The organism is Rhizobium sp. GR12 (assembly GCF_036596185.1).
GTDB classification, from domain to species: Bacteria; Pseudomonadota; Alphaproteobacteria; order Rhizobiales; family Rhizobiaceae; genus Agrobacterium; species Agrobacterium nepotum.
Window position 1 is genome coordinate 229,034 of the sequence record NZ_JASXTH010000008.1, and the last position, 15,150, is coordinate 244,183.

Consider the following 15,150-nt stretch of genomic DNA (forward strand, 5'->3'; position numbering starts at 1 on the left):
CAAACAGCCACTCAAGACTTCCACCGACGCCTCAATTTTCCGCCCGCTCGAATAGCCCCTCCAAGCGCGGCTTCGCCCGGCCGGGCACCTCTACCGTCTTGTAACTCTGCGGCAAGGTCGCCTCCCCCACCTTGATCAGCATCACCATGCCCATGCCGTAATGCGGTGGGCATTTTATACCGTAAAAGCCCGGTCGTTCGAAACTGTGCTCGAATTCGTCGTTGATCCGGCTTTTGAACCCTTCAGCACCTTCAGGAATCATGCCGCCGATAGTCGCGGCATTGTGGCTCTTGTGGGTCGGCACGAAGCGCACGCGGTCGCCGGGGGCGATCTCCAGAAAATCGGGTTCGAATACCATCGGACCTTTTTCGCCTCGGTTCAGCATCTTCACTTCGAAGGTTTCGGCCATCGCGTGAAAGGGAAAACCCGCAGCCGTCGCGAGGGCGATTCCGACAAAAGCGTAAAACGATTTTGCATCCGGAAGGTCGCCAAAGCGAAGATTTTCAAGCATATTCAATGTGATCATCGTGCCAGCGCTTTCTTTGCGTGGTCGACCGTCCCGTGGGCAGGCAGAAAACGAATATGGGAAAAGCCGCCCTCGTCCGTGGTGACGACGGATTGCACGCCGAAAACGGCGGCTATCGTCGCAGAGGTCAAAACCTCGCGCGGTGGGCCGACTGCGATCAATTCGCCCCGATGGATGATGACAACCCGGTCGCAGAACATGGCGGCATGATTGAGATCGTGCAGCGCCGCCACAACGGTCAAGCCCTGCCGGCGCACCAGATCGAGCAGGCCGATCTGATGGCCGATATCGAGGTGGTTGGTCGGCTCGTCCAGCAGCAGGATGTGCGGCTGCTGCGCCAGCGCCCGGGCAATGTGCAGGCGTTGGCGTTCGCCGCCTGAAAGGTGGTGCCAGTTGCGATCCGCCTTGTCCGCCATGTCAACATTTTCGAGCGCGGCATCGACGATGGCATCGTCTTTTGGCGACCAGGCGGACAGCGGGCCGAGATAGGGCGTGCGCCCGAGTTCCACGGCCTGCCGGGCGGTGATGCGCTCAGTGGTTTCAGCCTGCTGCTCCACGAAGGCGAGCCTGCGGGCAAGTTCCCGCCGCCCGAATGAGACAAGCGGCTCCTCACCAAGCGTGACATGACCCCGGCGCGGCTTGCGAATGCCGGCCAGCATGGAAAGCAGCGTGCTTTTGCCGGAACCGTTCGGCCCGATGATGCCGAGAAATTCACCGGAGGCGACCTCCAGCGAAACCCCGCGCACGATGTCGAGAGTGCCGGCATGGAAATGCAGATCATGGGCGGACAATCTCATGACCGGCCTCTTTTCTGCCCGAGAATGAAGGCGAAGGCGGGCGCGCCGACCAAAGCGGTGATGACACCGATCGGCAAAACCTGGCCCGGAATGACGATGCGCGACAAAATATCCGCCACGATCATGAAAACCGCACCTGTGAGGGCCGTCACCGGCAGCAGCATGCCGTGGCGAACGCCAACGAAGATGCGCGCCGCATGCGGAATGACGAGGCCAACGAAGCCGATGGAGCCGACCAGCGACACCATGACCGCCGTCATGATCGCCGAAACCGAGATCAGCACCGCATAGACCCAGCGCACCGGGATGCCGAGCGACGCCGCCGCCTGCCCGCCAAAAGCGAAGGCATCGAGCGCACGGGCATACCAGAGACACACCGCAAGCCCTGCAAGACTGACCGGCAGGGCCAGCCAGACATCCGGCCAGCGCACGCCCGAAAGATTGCCCAGAAGCCAGAACATGATGCCCCGCGCCTGTTCGGCATTGGCGGATTTGGTAACGACGAACGACGTCATGGCGTTGAACAGCTGCGAACCAGCCACCCCCGCCAGAATGATGGCGCTGTTGCCGTGCCCTGCCCGCACCGCCAGAAGGCTGACCAGCGAAAACGCAACGAAAGCCCCGATCAGGGCGCCCGCCGGCATCGTCAGAAACCCTGCGCCGAAGCCCAGAAGCGCCACGGCGACTGCGCCGGTGGAGGCGCCTGCGGAAATGCCGAGAATATAGGGATCGGCGAGTGGATTGCGCAAAAGCGATTGCAGCACAGCACCGGCCAGCGCCAGCGATGCGCCGCAGCAGGCGGCGACAACGGCGCGGCTGAGGCGGTAACTCCAGACGATGCCCTCATCGAGCGGCTCCAGCGGATAACCCGCATGAAACACACGATTGGCGATGGTTTTTGCCACCACATCGAAAGGAATGGCGGTCTCGCCGATGGCCGCACCGGCCATCAGCGCGACGAGCAGCAGGGCGAGTGCGGCAAAAGCCAGACCCGCCCGACCGAGATGGACGGAAAAACCGTTCACTTGGCGAAGCCGGCGGTGGAAATCGCCTCGGCCAGCGTCTCAATGCCTTCGATCGTGCGGATCGTCGGGTTCATCGCCTGTGCGTCCATTTCGAAGACATGAGCCTCCTTGACGGCGGGCATGATGCTGGCAACCGGATCGGTGGCGAGAAACTTAAGCTTGACGGCAACATCATCGGCGGGGAAACGGCGACGGTCCATCTTGCCGGCAACGATCACCGATGGATTGGCCTTGGCGATGGTTTCCCAGCCGACGGTCGGCCATTCCTCATCGCTTTCGATGACATTCTTCAACCCGAGCGCGGACATGATGTAGCCGGGCGCGCCATTGCGCCCCGCCACGTAAGGATCGATATCGAGTTCAGCGCTGGAGAACCAGAAGACGGCCGAAAGCTTGCCATTCGCCGAGGCGATCTTGGCGCGGGCGGCTTCCTCGCGTTTCTTCAGGTCGGCGACGACTTCCTCGCCGCGATCCTGAACGTTGAATATCTGGGCGAGGTCGCGGATTTCCTGGTAGATCAGATCCATTGTGAAGACGGATTTGCGCACGCCGTCACCCCCACCGGAATTGTCCTTGCCCATGCAATCGGCAGGCGACGTATAGACGGGAATACCGAGTTCGGCGAATTGCGCCGGCGTTCCGACAACGCCTTCGGGGCCGATCTGCCACTGGAACTGCGTCGTCACGAGGTCCGGCCTCTTGCCGACCACCGCCTCGAAGCTCGGATCATTGTCGGCCAGCCGCTCCACCTTGGCGTTGGCGTCCTCGTAACCCTTCAGAACCGGGCCGATCCACAGCGCCGTGCCCACCACCTTGTCGGCGACGCCGAGCAGATAAAGAACCTCGGTCGTGCTCTGGCCGACGGAAACGGTGCGGGCGGGCGCCTGCTTGAAGGTGATCTCGTGGCCGCAGCTTTTGATCGTCAGCGGATAAACGGTTTCGGCAGCATGAGCGGCTCCGGCAGGCAGGGCCGAGAGTGCAACGGCCAGAAGACCGACGGAAACCGGCAGGTGTTTGAAATGGAACATATGTTCTCCAGTCAGAATACGTGGCGTGATCCGCAGAGGCGCGTCAAAACGCGTGGCGACAAAGCGGCGGCATGTGTGGAGATGGAGAACGGGACACGGAATACGTTTCCGCAGACGGAAAGGTCATAATCAGCTCCTCTTCCGGGCATCCCCGCCCGTAACGATGGTTCATATTATGACGGCAGGTCTCCTGGCTCACGAATATGCGCCGTTCATCTGCCTTCCCGCATCCCGAAGGACACAGTGGCATGACGCTTTGCGGCGTCACGAGGATGAACGGCAATCCGCTTACAGTTGCGGGGGCAGCCACGGCATTGGGCGATTAAAATCACCCGCACCATGTTCCCTATTAATCCCTTTGCCTTTCGGCTTCAGGAACCGTCACGTTCTGACATAAGGGGCAAGTGGCGGGGCGTCAATTGCGATATTCGACTTTGAGGAAGGTCGCCGGTCACACCAGCACGAATTTTCTGAAAGCACTGGAAGGTCACAACAATCTACCGAAATCCTCCGCATTTCAGCAGATAAACGCCGCAGGCCACTCTAAGCTTGCGCGATGACAATCCGGTCAGCGGAGACGGCCATGAACGCAATCGAAATCCTTGAGCGTCTCGTCGGTTTCCCGTCGGTCGTCGGAACCGCCAATGGCGACATTGCCGGATGGATCGCCGATTATCTGGATAGCCACGGCGCCAAAGTCTCCCTGCTTCCCGGGCCGGAAGGTGATCGCGCCAATCTGTTCGCAACCTTCGGGCCGGCAGATCGTGCCGGCTATATTCTGTCCGGCCATATGGATGTGGTGCCCGCAGGAGAACCGGAATGGTCCTTCGACCCCTTCTCGCTGCGGCCCGAAAACGACCGTCTCTATGGGCGCGGAACCACCGATATGAAAGGCTTTCTGGCGACTGTTCTGGCCGCCGCACCGGCATTTTCGCACCTGGCGCTGAAACGGCCCGTGCATATCGCCTTTTCCTATGACGAAGAGGCGGGCTGCCGTGGCGTGCCGCATCTGATCGCCCGCTTGCCGGAGCTGTGCGCTCCGCCGGCGGGCGCGATCATCGGTGAGCCGAGCAATATGCGGGCCGTTCGGGCGCATAAGGGCAAGGCCGCCGCGCGCATCGCCATCCGTGGTCGCTCCGGCCATTCGTCGCGCCCGGACCAGGGGGTGAACGCCATCCACCTGATGACCGGCATCATGGCAAAGGCCGTCGAGACGGCGGATGTGCTGATGCGGGGACCGTTCGAAGCCACTTTCGAGCCGCCCTATTCCTCGCTGCAGATCGGCACCGTCAAGGGTGGTCAGGCGATCAATATCATCCCCGATTTCTCCGCTATCGAGCTGGAAGCGCGGGCGATTTCCGGCGTATCGCCGCTCGCCCTGCTCCAGCCGGTTCGCGACAGCGTCGAGGCGCTTGCCGCAAAGGGCGTCGATATCCAATGGACGCCGATGAGCGATTATCCGGCGCTTTCCTTGCCAGCCGACACTCCACTCGTTCTGCTTCTGGAGGAACTGACCGGCACGGCGTGTCTGGCGGCCGTCAGCTACGGCACGGAAGCGGGGCTTTTTCAGGCTGCGGGCATCGATGCCATCATCTGCGGGCCGGGGGATATCGGCCGCGCCCACAAACCGGACGAATTCATAACGGCAGGCGAACTTTCGGCCTGCCAGTCGATGCTGGAAACACTCGCCAGCCGTTGCACGGTCTAAACCTTCGGGAAATATGGATTTCAGATGACGTTTCTCTTCAACTCCGACGCAAAGCGCGGCGAAATCTTCCGGCAGGCTCTGGCCGCCGACCTGCCTGATCTGCCGTTTTCGATGGATGCTTCCAGTGTCGATCCGGACGCGGTCCGTTACCTCATCACCTGGACCGTGCCGCAGGACATCGCCCGGTATCGTAATCTCGAAGTCCTGTTTTCGATCGGTGCGGGTGTCGACCAGTTTCACATCGAGGCCATCCCCGAGACGGTGAAGGTCGTGCGCATGGTGGATGAGGGCATCATCCGCATGATACAGGAATATGTCTGCCTCGGCGTGCTTGCCCTTCACCGCAACCTGCCGGTCTATTTGAAACAGCAGCGCCAGCAATTGTGGAGGCCCCTGTCGGGCCAGCGTCAGGCGGAAGAGTGCCGAGTGGGCGTTCTCGGCCTCGGCATGCTGGGCGTTGCGGCGCTGGAGCGGCTGAAACCTTTCGGTTTTCCGCTCTCCGGCTGGAGCCGCTCACCGCGCCAGATCAAAGGCGTCATCTGCCACCATGGCGAAGAGGGGCTGGCCGCCATCCTCTCTACCAGCGATATTCTCGTCTGCCTGCTGCCGTTGACCGACGAGACCACGGGGCTTCTGAATGCCGGGCGCCTCGGGATGCTTCCCGAGGGTGCCGCCCTGGTCCACACCGGGCGTGGCAAACAGCTTGACCATGACGCCCTCATCGACGCGCTGGACAGCGGCAGGCTTTCAGGCGCCATGATCGACGTCACCGATCCGGAACCCCTACCGGAAGACCACAATTTCTGGACGCACCCGAAAATTCTCCTGACACCGCACATCGCCAGCGTCACCCAGCCCCATTCCGCCGCCCGCACCATTGTCGAAAATATCAAACGATACCAATCCGGTCTCGAACCGCTCGGCCTCGTCGACCGCGGCCGTGGATATTGATTACACCGCTCCAAGAAAGGACATCCATGCCTCTCCTCAAGACAATCGACACCAAACCCACCTTTGAACCGAAAGCCTCCAAGGCCTTGCCTGAACGTCTTATCGCCGGTGATCCGTCGTTCAAGACGTGGCCGCTGGATGAAGCCCGCGACGGCACCGTCCACACCGGCATCTGGGAAGCGACCCCCGGCGAAAGCCGCTCTATCAAGGGCGAGACATTCGAGTTCTGCCACATTCTCGAAGGCGTCATCGAGATCACGCCGGAAGGCGGTGCGCCGCTGCGTTACACGGCGGGCGACAGCTTCGTCATGAAACCCGGCTTTGTCGGCGTCTGGAAGACCATCGAAACCGTGCGCAAGATCTACGTTACGGTCACGGGGTGATTTGTTAAGCCAAATTCTTGGCATTCCGGCCGGTGGACAGGCGTTTTTGCGAAAAAACGCCGGCCGGCAATCGGATGCTGGACCCGTGCCTGCATGGGTGTCATCCCCGAATATTTTTCGGCCGGGATTTGCACCCCGGACGAAACGCAGCAGTTCCCAGTAAGCGACTTATGTCCGCCGAAGATTGCGCTGTGGGCCGCCTGCAAAACAGGATTTTCGTTCATTACCCCACCGCAGTCGGTCAATACTGCTTGCCATCAAGGGTTAGCGTTGAGGCATATCCAAAGAGGATTCCACATGACGCTCAGCTTCGATCCAGACAGCTTATCTCTCCCGATCGGCCATTTCATCGGCGACCGGCTGATCCCGGCTAAAAACGGCATCGACATGCACCGCCCCGCCGGCTGCCCGAAAGCGGATGCGACGCTGGTCGATGAGGCCGTGCAAACCGCCAAGGCCGCGCGGCGGCTACAAGCGCTCCGGCATTGGCAAGGATCTCGGGCCGGAGGCCTATCTTGCCAACCGCAAGAGCAAAAGCGTCCTTATCGGACTGTAACAGGGGAAGCATCTTGAAAACGCATCGCATCGCACTCATTCCCGGAGACGGCATCGGCCGCAGCGTGACGGACGCGGCATGGCAGGTTCTCAATGCCGCAGCAAAAAGTTCCGATTTTGCGCTTGAAGGAACGGAATTCCCCTGGTCCTGCGCTTTCTACAAGGAAACGGGCGCGATGATGCCGAAAGACGGCATTGAAACCCTGCGCGGTTTCGATGCCATCATGCTCGGCGCGGTCGGCTGGCCGGCGGAGGTGCCGGATTCGGTCTCGCTGCACGGCCTGCTGCTGCCGATCCGCAAGGCTTTCGTGCAATACGCCAATATCCGTCCGCACCGGCTTCTGCCGGGTGTGCAGGGGCCACTCAAGGCCGATGGTTTCGACATCCTCTGCATCCGCGAAAATACCGAAGGCGAATATTCCGGCGCGGGCGGACGTGTACACCAGGGCACCGAGGACGAGGTTGCTGTCGAAACCTCCATCTTCACCCGCAAGGGCGTGGAACGCATTTTGCGCTTTGGCTTCGAGCAGGCGCAAAAGCGCCGTGGCAAGCTGGCTTCGGTCACCAAGTCGAACGCCCAGAAATACTCGATGGTGTTCTGGGACGAGGTGACGCAGAAGCTCGCCGCCGAATATCCTGACGTCGAGGTTTCGAGCTACCATATCGATGCCATGGCGGCACGCATGGTCATGGCGCCTGAAAGCCTCGATGTCGTGGTCGCCTCCAACCTCTTCGGCGATATTCTGACCGATCTCGGTGCGGCCATTCAGGGTGGTCTCGGCTTTGCCGCTTCTGCCAATATCAATCCCGATCGCTCCGCCCCGTCCATGTTCGAACCGGTGCATGGGTCCGCCCCGGATATCGCCCCTCTCGGCATCGCCAACCCCATCGCCGCCATCTGGTCCGGCGCGATGATGTTTGAGCATCTTGGCGAGACCGGCGCGGCCGAAAGGATCATGACGGCACTGGAAACAGCGACCGGCAGGGGTATCGGCACGGTGCCGGGCAAGGACAAGACGGACACCATAACCGCTGCAATTCTCGCAGCACTCGACTGATTTTGGAGGAACATGATGCAGGGCTTGAAGGACAAGGAACTCTTTCGCCAGACGGGTTTGATCGGCGGCGCATGGCAATCGGCGGCAACGGGCAAGACAGTCGACGTGATCGACCCGGCAACGCAGGCAATTATCGGCACCGTGCCGGATATGGATGGCGGTGAAACCCGCGCGGCGATCGAAGCCGCCAATGCCGCCTTCGGGCCGTGGAAGAAAAAGACCCACGCCGAACGGGCGGCACTTCTCGAAAAATGGTTCGCGCTGATGATCGAGCATATCGATGATCTCAGCCTGATCCTCACCACCGAACAGGGCAAACCTCTCGAAGAAGCCAAGGGCGAAATCCGCTATGGCGCGTCCTTCGTCAAATGGTTTGCGGAAGAGGCCCGGCGCATCAGCGGCGGCACCATCCCCTCCCCGACGCCGGATCGTCGCATTGTGGTGTTGAAGGAGCCTGTCGGCGTCTGCGGCATCGTCACGCCGTGGAATTTCCCGAATGCAATGATTACCCGCAAGGTCGCACCAGCCCTTGCGGCCGGCTGCACCGTCGTCATCAAGCCTTCGGAATTCACGCCCTATTCGGCGCTGGCGCTCGGCGTTCTCGCCGAACGGGCCGGCATTCCCTCAGGCGTCATCAACATCGTCACCGGCATGCCAACGGATATCGGCAACGAGATCATGGCCAACGAGACGGTGCGGAAGATCTCCTTCACCGGCTCCACCCGTGTCGGCTCGCTTCTGATGCGTGGTGCGGCCGACAGCGTGAAGCGGCTGTCTCTGGAACTCGGCGGCAACGCGCCATTCATCGTTTTTGAGGATGCGGATCTGGATCTCGCCATTGAAGGCGCCCTCGTTTCGAAATTCCGCAACGGCGGCCAGACCTGCGTCTGCGCCAACCGCATTCTCGTTCAGGCGAGCGTTTATGACGCCTTCGCGAAAAAACTCGCCGCCCGCGTCGATGCCATGCGTGTCGGCCCCGGAACGGAGGCCGGTGTTTCCATCGGCCCGATGATCAACGAGCCAGCAATCGCCAAGATCCGCGCCCATATCGACGATGCCGTTTCCAAAGGCGCGACGATCATCACCAAGCCGCATAATCTGCCGGAAGGTCCGCAATATACCGCACCCGTGGTGCTGACGGGCGCCACGACCCAGATGCGTCTGGCGAGCGAAGAGACCTTCGGGCCGGTGGCCCCGCTCTTCCGCTTCGAGACCGAAGAGGAAGCGATCGCTATCGCCAACGGCACGCCCTTCGGTCTTGCCGCCTATTTCTATACCGAAAGCCTCAAACGCGCCTGGCGCGTGGGCGAAGCGCTGGAATTCGGCATGGTCGGCCTCAACACCGGCGCGATCTCCACCGAGGTCGCACCTTTCGGTGGCGTCAAGCAATCCGGCCTCGGCCGCGAAGGCGCGCAGGCCGGTATCGAGGAATATCTGGAAATAAAGACGTTCCACATCGGTGGACTTGCCTGACGACTGTTTCTTTCTCCCCGCCTAAAGGGCCGCTCTGCGGCCCTTCTTTTTTGTACCCATGCAACAAAAAAGCGGCCCGGAGGCCGCTTTGAATTACTGGAACTTGTCGAGCATCTTATAATAAAGCCCGACGAGCGGCAGAAACCAGGGCTTGCCGAAATGGCCGGGAACGGCGGGCCAGTCCAGCCCCTTCAGCGGGTTGGTGTCCGGGCGGCCAAGAATGGCGTCGGCCATCGTCATGCCGAGATGGGTGGAAAGCTGCGCGCCGTGGCCGGAATAACCCATGGCGTACCAGACGCCATCCTGAAAACCGGCGCGCGGATAACGGTCCTTGGTCATGTCGACCAATCCGCCCCAGCAATAATCGATCGGCACATGGGCAAGCTGCGGGAATATGCGGTGCAGGCTTTCCGTCAGGATCGCACCGCTCTTGGCATCCGAACGCTGGTCCGATGTGGCGGAAAAGCGCGCGCGGCCGCCGAAAATCAGCCGGTTATCCGGCGCAAGGCGGAAATAATTGCCGATATTCATGGTGTTGACGTAGGTACGGTTGCCCGGAACAGACGCCTGCACTTCGGCATCCGTCAGCGGCCGTGTGGCGATGATGAAACTGCCGACCGCGATGATGCGGCGGCGGAAATAACCGAAGCCGGAAGGGGTATAAGCGCCGGTCGCAACCAGAACATTGTCGGCCGTTACCTTGCCGCGTGCGGTTTCCAGTTCGTGGATCTTGCCGTTCTGGATGTGCTTCGTCACCGCCGCATTTTCGAAGATCACCGCGCCATGGCGGCTGGCGGCTTGCGCGAGACCGGCCACATACCGACCCATATGCATCATGGCGCTCTTCTTGGACAGCATGGCGCCATAAAAGGGAGAGCCTATTTCCGCCTTGAGATCGTCAACCGACAGAAGCGCCGTATCGGGATCGACCTCGGCATGAACAGCCTCGAAATTCTTCGCCAACCCTTCGAAATGCTGCGGTTTCGAAGCCATTTTCAGCTTGCCGGCACGGCGGAAATTGCAGTCAATCCCTTCCTCGGCGATCAGGCTTTCCAGCGTGTCGATCGAGGCATCCAGCGCCTTGTAGAGCGCAATGGCGCGCTCCTTGCCGAGTTCCGCCTTGGCGGAGAGGTAGGAGTGGGCAAGGCCATTGTTGAGGTGCCCGCCATTGCGGCCGGAAGCGCCCCAGCCGACACGCTGTCCTTCCAGAACGACGACGCGCGCACCGGCTTTCGCAAGCTGGCGCGCGGCACCGAGACCGGTGAAGCCGCCACCGATGACGGCCACATCGTAGTGGCCTTCGACAGGACCTTGCGCCGCCCCCGCAAACAGGGGCGACGTGTCATGCCAATAGGAGACGAGCTTCATGATCCGATCCTTTCCTTACAGTCCGACGACGCCCGCGAGACCGGAAATATCGGAGATTTCCGTGTAACCGTAATAGGGATTTGCCGGTTCATGGCCGCGATTGACCCAGACCTTGTTCTTGATGCCGAGATCATGGGCAGACATCAGGTCGTAGCGGAAGGAGGACGAGACGTGCAGGATATCCTCCGGGCCGCAGCCGAGCATGTCGAACATATATTCGAAAGCCTTGAAATGCGGCTTGTAGGCCTGCGCCTGTTCGGCCGTATAGACAGCATGGAACGGCGCGCCGAGCTTTGCCACATTCGACATGATCTGCGAATTCATGGCGTTGGACAGGATGACCAGCGGAATTTCCTTGGCGACCTTGGAGAGACCGGCCGGAACGTCCGCATGCGGACCCCAGGTAGGAACCCGCTCATAAACCATTGCCGCATCTTCGTCCTTGAAGGCCACACCGTTGCGCTTGCAGGTGCGCGACAGGGCGTTATGCACGACTTCGGCGTAAGGCTTCCAGTCATGCATGACCTCATCCAGGCGATAGGCAGAGAAGTCCTTGATGAATTCCTGCATCTCGGCCTCGTCCAGACGATCACCATAGAGATCGCGGGCAGCCTCTGCCATCTGGAAGTGGATCAGCGTACCGTGGCAATCGAACGTGATGTATTTCGGGCGGAAGATGGTCATGTCGTCGTCATCCTTTGCTGGGGATCGAAAGTGGCCGTGATATCAGGATTATAGAAAGCCTTTGCCGGACCGGCGCACCGCAATTGCCGGTCGCGAAAGCAGATTGTTGCGTATCCGACCACGAGATTGGCACAGAGTTGCGTGCGCCCATCCGGCCATTCCACGCCGGCCTCCCTTTTGCCCGGCAGAGGCGAACGACACGCGGCATAAGATGCGGCGGTGGGTAAAAGCAACAGTCAAACATATCGAACCTTGCCATTCGTCGGGACAATGTTCTTTGGCCACCGGTCTATCAATGAACGAGAAGAACAAAACGGAGTTGGGCCATGCAAGCCAGCCTGATCGATATTCAGAATTTCGAGCCTCAACATCTTGACGCCGCCGTTGAGCTTTCCCGGCAGGCCAGCTGGCCGCACCGGAAAGAAGACTGGGCGCTTGTCCTCTCACTCAGCAAGGGTTTCGTCGCTCTGGAGAACGGCCGGGTCGTCGGAACGGCGATGGCAACACTTCTGGGAGACACCTGCGCCACCGTTAATATGGTGATCGTGGACGAGGTGATGCGTGGCCGGGGTCTCGGGCGCCAGTTGATGAATGCAGCCCTCGACGCCGCCGAAAATCGCGAATGCCGTCTGACCGCCACCGCCGATGGTCTCCCGCTTTACGAGAAGCTGGGGTTCGCCGCCTGCGGCGAGGTACTCCAGCATCAGGGTATCCCAGTTGCGACCGATAAGCCGACCAGTGTGACTTGGGCGGAAACCGTTGTTCCAGCCGAGCTTGCAGCACTTGATGCGCAGGCTTTTGGCGCGGACCGCACAGCACTCTTTGCCGAACTTGCAGATAGGGCACGTTTCGCGGTCGTGCGACAACAGGGCGTCATCAAGGGTTTTGCGGCGCTGCGCACGTTTGGCCGTGGCGAAGTCATCGGCCCGGTTGTGGCGGAAAATGCCGAAACTGCACGCGATTTGATCGCCTTCGTGCTTTCCGAGCGCCCCGGCGCATTCTTACGCGTCGATACCACCGCCGTTACGGGCCTTGGCCCCTGGCTTGCCGAACACGGCCTCGGCCATGTTGGCGGCGGCATCGCCATGCGGCGGGCCGAAGCCGAAATCCCCGCCGACAAAAAACTGAAAACATTCGCATTGACCAGCCAGGCGCTGGGCTGAATCTGGAGAGACCAATGTTAAGCAATTCACTGATCGAGCTCGACCGCGCCCATCTGGTGCACCCCGTCTCTTCTTTCCGCGGCCATGAAAAGCTGGGCGTGCGAATATTGAAATCAGCAAAGGGCGCCACCGTCACCGACATGACCGGCCACCAGTTGATCGACGGCTTTGCCGGCCTCTGGTGCGTCAATGCAGGCTACGGCCATGACAGCATCGTCGAGGCGGCGGCAAAGCAGATGCGGGAATTGCCCTATGCGACCGCCTATTTCGACATTGGCAGCGAACCGGCGATCCGGCTGGCCTCCGAACTGGCCGACCGCGCGCCGGGCGATCTCAACCACGTCTATTTCACGCTCGGCGGTTCCGATGCGGTGGACAGCACCATCCGGTTCATCCGCTATTACTGGCACGCCAAGGGCCAGCCGCAGCGCGACCAGTTCATTTCCATCGAACAGGGTTATCACGGCTCCACAACGGCCGGTTCGGGCCTGACCGCCCTGCCCGCCTTCCATGCGGGTTTCGGCGTGCCTTACGACTGGCAGCACAAGATCCCGTCGCATTATGCCTATCGCAATCCTGTCGGCAGCGATCCGGCCGCCATCATCGCTTCTTCCCTCCAGATCCTGAAGGACAAGATCGAGGCCATTGGCCCGGAACGGGTCGCCGCCTTTTATGCCGAGCCCATTCAGGGCTCGGGCGGCGTTCTGGTGCCGCCGCCGGGCTGGATCAAGGCCATGCGCGAACTCTGCCGGTCCTATGGCATCCTCTTCGTCGCCGACGAAGTGATCACCGGCTTCGGCCGCACGGGACCGCTATTTGCCTGTGCCGACGAGGACATCGTGCCGGACTTCATCACCACCGCCAAAGGCCTCACCTCCGGCTATGTGCCGATGGGTGCGGTATTCATGGCCGACCATGTTTATGATACGATAGCCGACTTCGCGGGCGATGCCGCCATAGGGCACGGTTACACCTATTCCGCCCACCCCGTCAGCGCTGCCGTCGGCCTCGAAGTGTTGAAACTTTACGAGGGCGGGCTGCTGGAGAACGGCCGTCGCGCCGGTGCGCGGCTGATGGCCGGACTGGAAGGGTTGAGAAGCCACCCGCTGGTTGGTGATGTGCGCGGCCGCGGCATGCTCGCCGCCATCGAACTCGTGACCGACAAGGACAAAAAAACACCGCTGCCGGCTGCGGCGGCCCCTGCACGCAAGGTTTTCGACCGTGCCTGGGAGAACGGCCTCATCGTGCGGGCCTTCGCAAACGGCGTTCTCGGTTACGCGCCGCCGCTCTGCTGTACCGACAGCGATATCGACACCATTGTCGAGCGGACGCTGAAAACCCTCGATCAGACGCTCGAGGACCCGGCCGTTCGGGCCGCCATGGCCTGAGACGAAAGACGGATGGCGTTGCGACACCTTCTTGAAATGTCGCAACGCAGCACATATTCGCAATATTCTGCCGAAGTCTCGAGCCTTTTCGGCGAATCCGGCGCGCTGGAAGTGCCAAACTATCCTTAGAAAAACGCCAAACGCCTTAAAGAATGGGCGTTGACAACAATAGGAACGGGGCAAGCATCCCGTCCGGGAACAGAATAAAATGCCGCAGCCTTCCCACGAGGCGCGTGGCATAGCGGAGACCGACATTGCCCAAGAAATTGCGCGACTTCAAATATATGAGCTTCGATGTGGTTGGAACACTCATCGATTTCGAAGGCGGCCTGAAAACGACGCTTGTCGAGATCGGCGCTGAAAACGGCGTGGAGATCGACGGTGAAAAAGCCCTCGGGCTTTACCGTGCCGCCCGCTACTCCGACGCGACCGACCTGTTCCCGGACGATCTCGTCCGTGTGTACCTCGCCATCGCTCCGGAACTCGGCTTGCCGGCGGAGCGCGCCTTTGGCGAACGCCTGCGCGACGCGGCAAAAAACTGGAAAGGCTTTGCAGACAGCCGTGCCGCCATGGCTGAGCTTGCCAAGACGCATCGTCTCATCGCCATGACCAATGCCCAGCGCTGGGCTTTCGAATATTTCTCCAGGGAACTCGGCAATCCCTTTCATGCCGCTTTCACGGCGGATGATACCGGCACGGAAAAGCCCGACCCCGTTTTCTTCGAAAAGGTTTTCGCCTTCGTTGAAAGCGAGGGGGCATCGAAGGACGACATTCTGCACGTCGCGCAAAGCCAGTACCACGACATCGGCATTTCACGGAAACTCGGACTGACCAATTGCTGGATAGAACGCCGCCACGCCCAGAAGGGATATGGCGGCACGATCGAGCCGGAAAACTTTACCGAACCGGACTACCACTTCACCTCGATGGCTGGCCTTGCCGAGGCCACGAGGCAGACGGGCGGTTGAGATCGTCCTTGCCTGTGGCACCACGCGCCAGGACGCGGATGCCGGAAATTTCTGCAAACGCTATTTCAACAAATC

Annotated in this window: 13 protein-coding genes, 2 pseudogenes and 1 riboswitch; of the genes and pseudogenes, 9 read left to right on the forward strand and 6 right to left on the reverse strand. The window is 60.8% G+C overall.

Annotated elements, in window-relative coordinates:
* Positions 1–31: 31 nt before the first annotated feature.
* The 4 genes and pseudogenes from QSK43_RS15950 to QSK43_RS15965 form a co-directional block, all read right to left on the reverse strand.
* Positions 32–526 carry a pseudoazurin gene (locus tag QSK43_RS15950; RefSeq protein ID WP_332304248.1) on the reverse strand — a complete coding sequence of 165 codons (495 nt, stop codon included), beginning with the start codon at positions 524–526 and terminating at the stop codon, positions 32–34.
* Complete coding sequence (locus QSK43_RS15955; protein WP_332304249.1) at positions 523–1,323, reverse strand: ABC transporter ATP-binding protein; 801 nt, start codon at positions 1,321–1,323, stop codon at positions 523–525. Before QSK43_RS15955 ends, QSK43_RS15950 begins: the two co-directional genes overlap by 4 nt.
* Positions 1,320–2,348 carry a FecCD family ABC transporter permease gene (locus tag QSK43_RS15960; RefSeq protein ID WP_332304250.1) on the reverse strand — a complete coding sequence of 343 codons (1,029 nt, stop codon included), beginning with the start codon at positions 2,346–2,348 and terminating at the stop codon, positions 1,320–1,322. The genes QSK43_RS15955 and QSK43_RS15960 overlap by 4 nt, the downstream gene beginning before the upstream one ends.
* Positions 2,345–3,298: pseudogene (locus QSK43_RS15965) on the reverse strand (ABC transporter substrate-binding protein); the annotation flags it as partial. The pseudogene QSK43_RS15965 and the gene QSK43_RS15960, both read right to left, overlap by 4 nt.
* Positions 3,299–3,539: 241 nt before the next feature.
* Positions 3,540–3,774, reverse strand: a riboswitch (cobalamin riboswitch).
* A gap of 185 nt (positions 3,775–3,959) precedes the next feature.
* On the opposite strand from QSK43_RS15965, the gene argE reads away from it, so the two are divergent.
* From argE to QSK43_RS15995, 6 genes and pseudogenes are all read left to right on the forward strand, one after another.
* Positions 3,960–5,084, forward strand: coding sequence for an acetylornithine deacetylase (argE, locus tag QSK43_RS15970; RefSeq protein WP_332304252.1), 1,125 nt, complete (start codon positions 3,960–3,962; stop codon positions 5,082–5,084).
* 24 nt (positions 5,085–5,108) lie between these two features.
* Positions 5,109–6,035 carry a 2-hydroxyacid dehydrogenase gene (locus QSK43_RS15975; RefSeq protein ID WP_332304253.1) on the forward strand — a complete coding sequence of 309 codons (927 nt, stop codon included), beginning with the start codon at positions 5,109–5,111 and terminating at the stop codon, positions 6,033–6,035.
* 26 nt (positions 6,036–6,061) lie between these two features.
* A complete protein-coding gene (locus QSK43_RS15980; RefSeq protein ID WP_045017612.1) occupies positions 6,062–6,418 on the forward strand; it encodes a cupin domain-containing protein in 357 nt (118 codons plus the stop codon).
* Positions 6,419–6,715: 297 nt separating this feature from the next.
* A pseudogene (locus QSK43_RS15985) lies at positions 6,716–6,919 on the forward strand (aldehyde dehydrogenase family protein); the annotation flags it as partial.
* 68 nt (positions 6,920–6,987) lie between these two features.
* The gene (locus QSK43_RS15990; RefSeq protein ID WP_332304254.1) at positions 6,988–8,031 is read left to right on the forward strand and encodes a tartrate dehydrogenase; all 1,044 of its coding nucleotides are present in this window, start codon (positions 6,988–6,990) and stop codon (positions 8,029–8,031) included.
* A 15-nt stretch (positions 8,032–8,046) separates the two neighbouring features.
* The gene (locus QSK43_RS15995; protein WP_332304255.1) at positions 8,047–9,504 is read left to right on the forward strand and encodes an NAD-dependent succinate-semialdehyde dehydrogenase; all 1,458 of its coding nucleotides are present in this window, start codon (positions 8,047–8,049) and stop codon (positions 9,502–9,504) included.
* A 93-nt stretch (positions 9,505–9,597) separates the two neighbouring features.
* Here the strand turns inward: QSK43_RS15995 and QSK43_RS16000 are convergent, their stop codons facing one another.
* Both QSK43_RS16000 and QSK43_RS16005 read right to left on the reverse strand, forming a co-directional pair.
* Positions 9,598–10,872: an NAD(P)/FAD-dependent oxidoreductase gene (locus QSK43_RS16000; protein WP_332304256.1), complete on the reverse strand. Its 1,275-nt coding sequence runs from the start codon at positions 10,870–10,872 to the stop codon at positions 9,598–9,600.
* A 15-nt stretch (positions 10,873–10,887) separates the two neighbouring features.
* A complete protein-coding gene (locus QSK43_RS16005) occupies positions 10,888–11,556 on the reverse strand; it encodes a haloacid dehalogenase type II (RefSeq protein ID WP_045017605.1) in 669 nt (222 codons plus the stop codon).
* Positions 11,557–11,882: 326 nt separating this feature from the next.
* Between QSK43_RS16005 and QSK43_RS16010 the strand changes: the two genes are divergently transcribed.
* The 3 genes from QSK43_RS16010 to QSK43_RS16020 all read left to right on the forward strand — a co-directional run bounded on the left by QSK43_RS16010 (position 11,883) and on the right by QSK43_RS16020 (position 15,075).
* A complete protein-coding gene (locus QSK43_RS16010) occupies positions 11,883–12,719 on the forward strand; it encodes a GNAT family N-acetyltransferase (RefSeq protein ID WP_332304257.1) in 837 nt (278 codons plus the stop codon).
* Between the two features lie 14 nt (positions 12,720–12,733).
* Positions 12,734–14,107, forward strand: coding sequence for an aspartate aminotransferase family protein (locus QSK43_RS16015; protein ID WP_045017603.1), 1,374 nt, complete (start codon positions 12,734–12,736; stop codon positions 14,105–14,107).
* Between the two features lie 284 nt (positions 14,108–14,391).
* Positions 14,392–15,075 (forward strand): HAD-IA family hydrolase, encoded by a 684-nt coding sequence (locus QSK43_RS16020; protein ID WP_442967842.1) that lies wholly within the window; start codon positions 14,392–14,394, stop codon positions 15,073–15,075.
* Positions 15,076–15,150 lie beyond the last annotated feature (75 nt).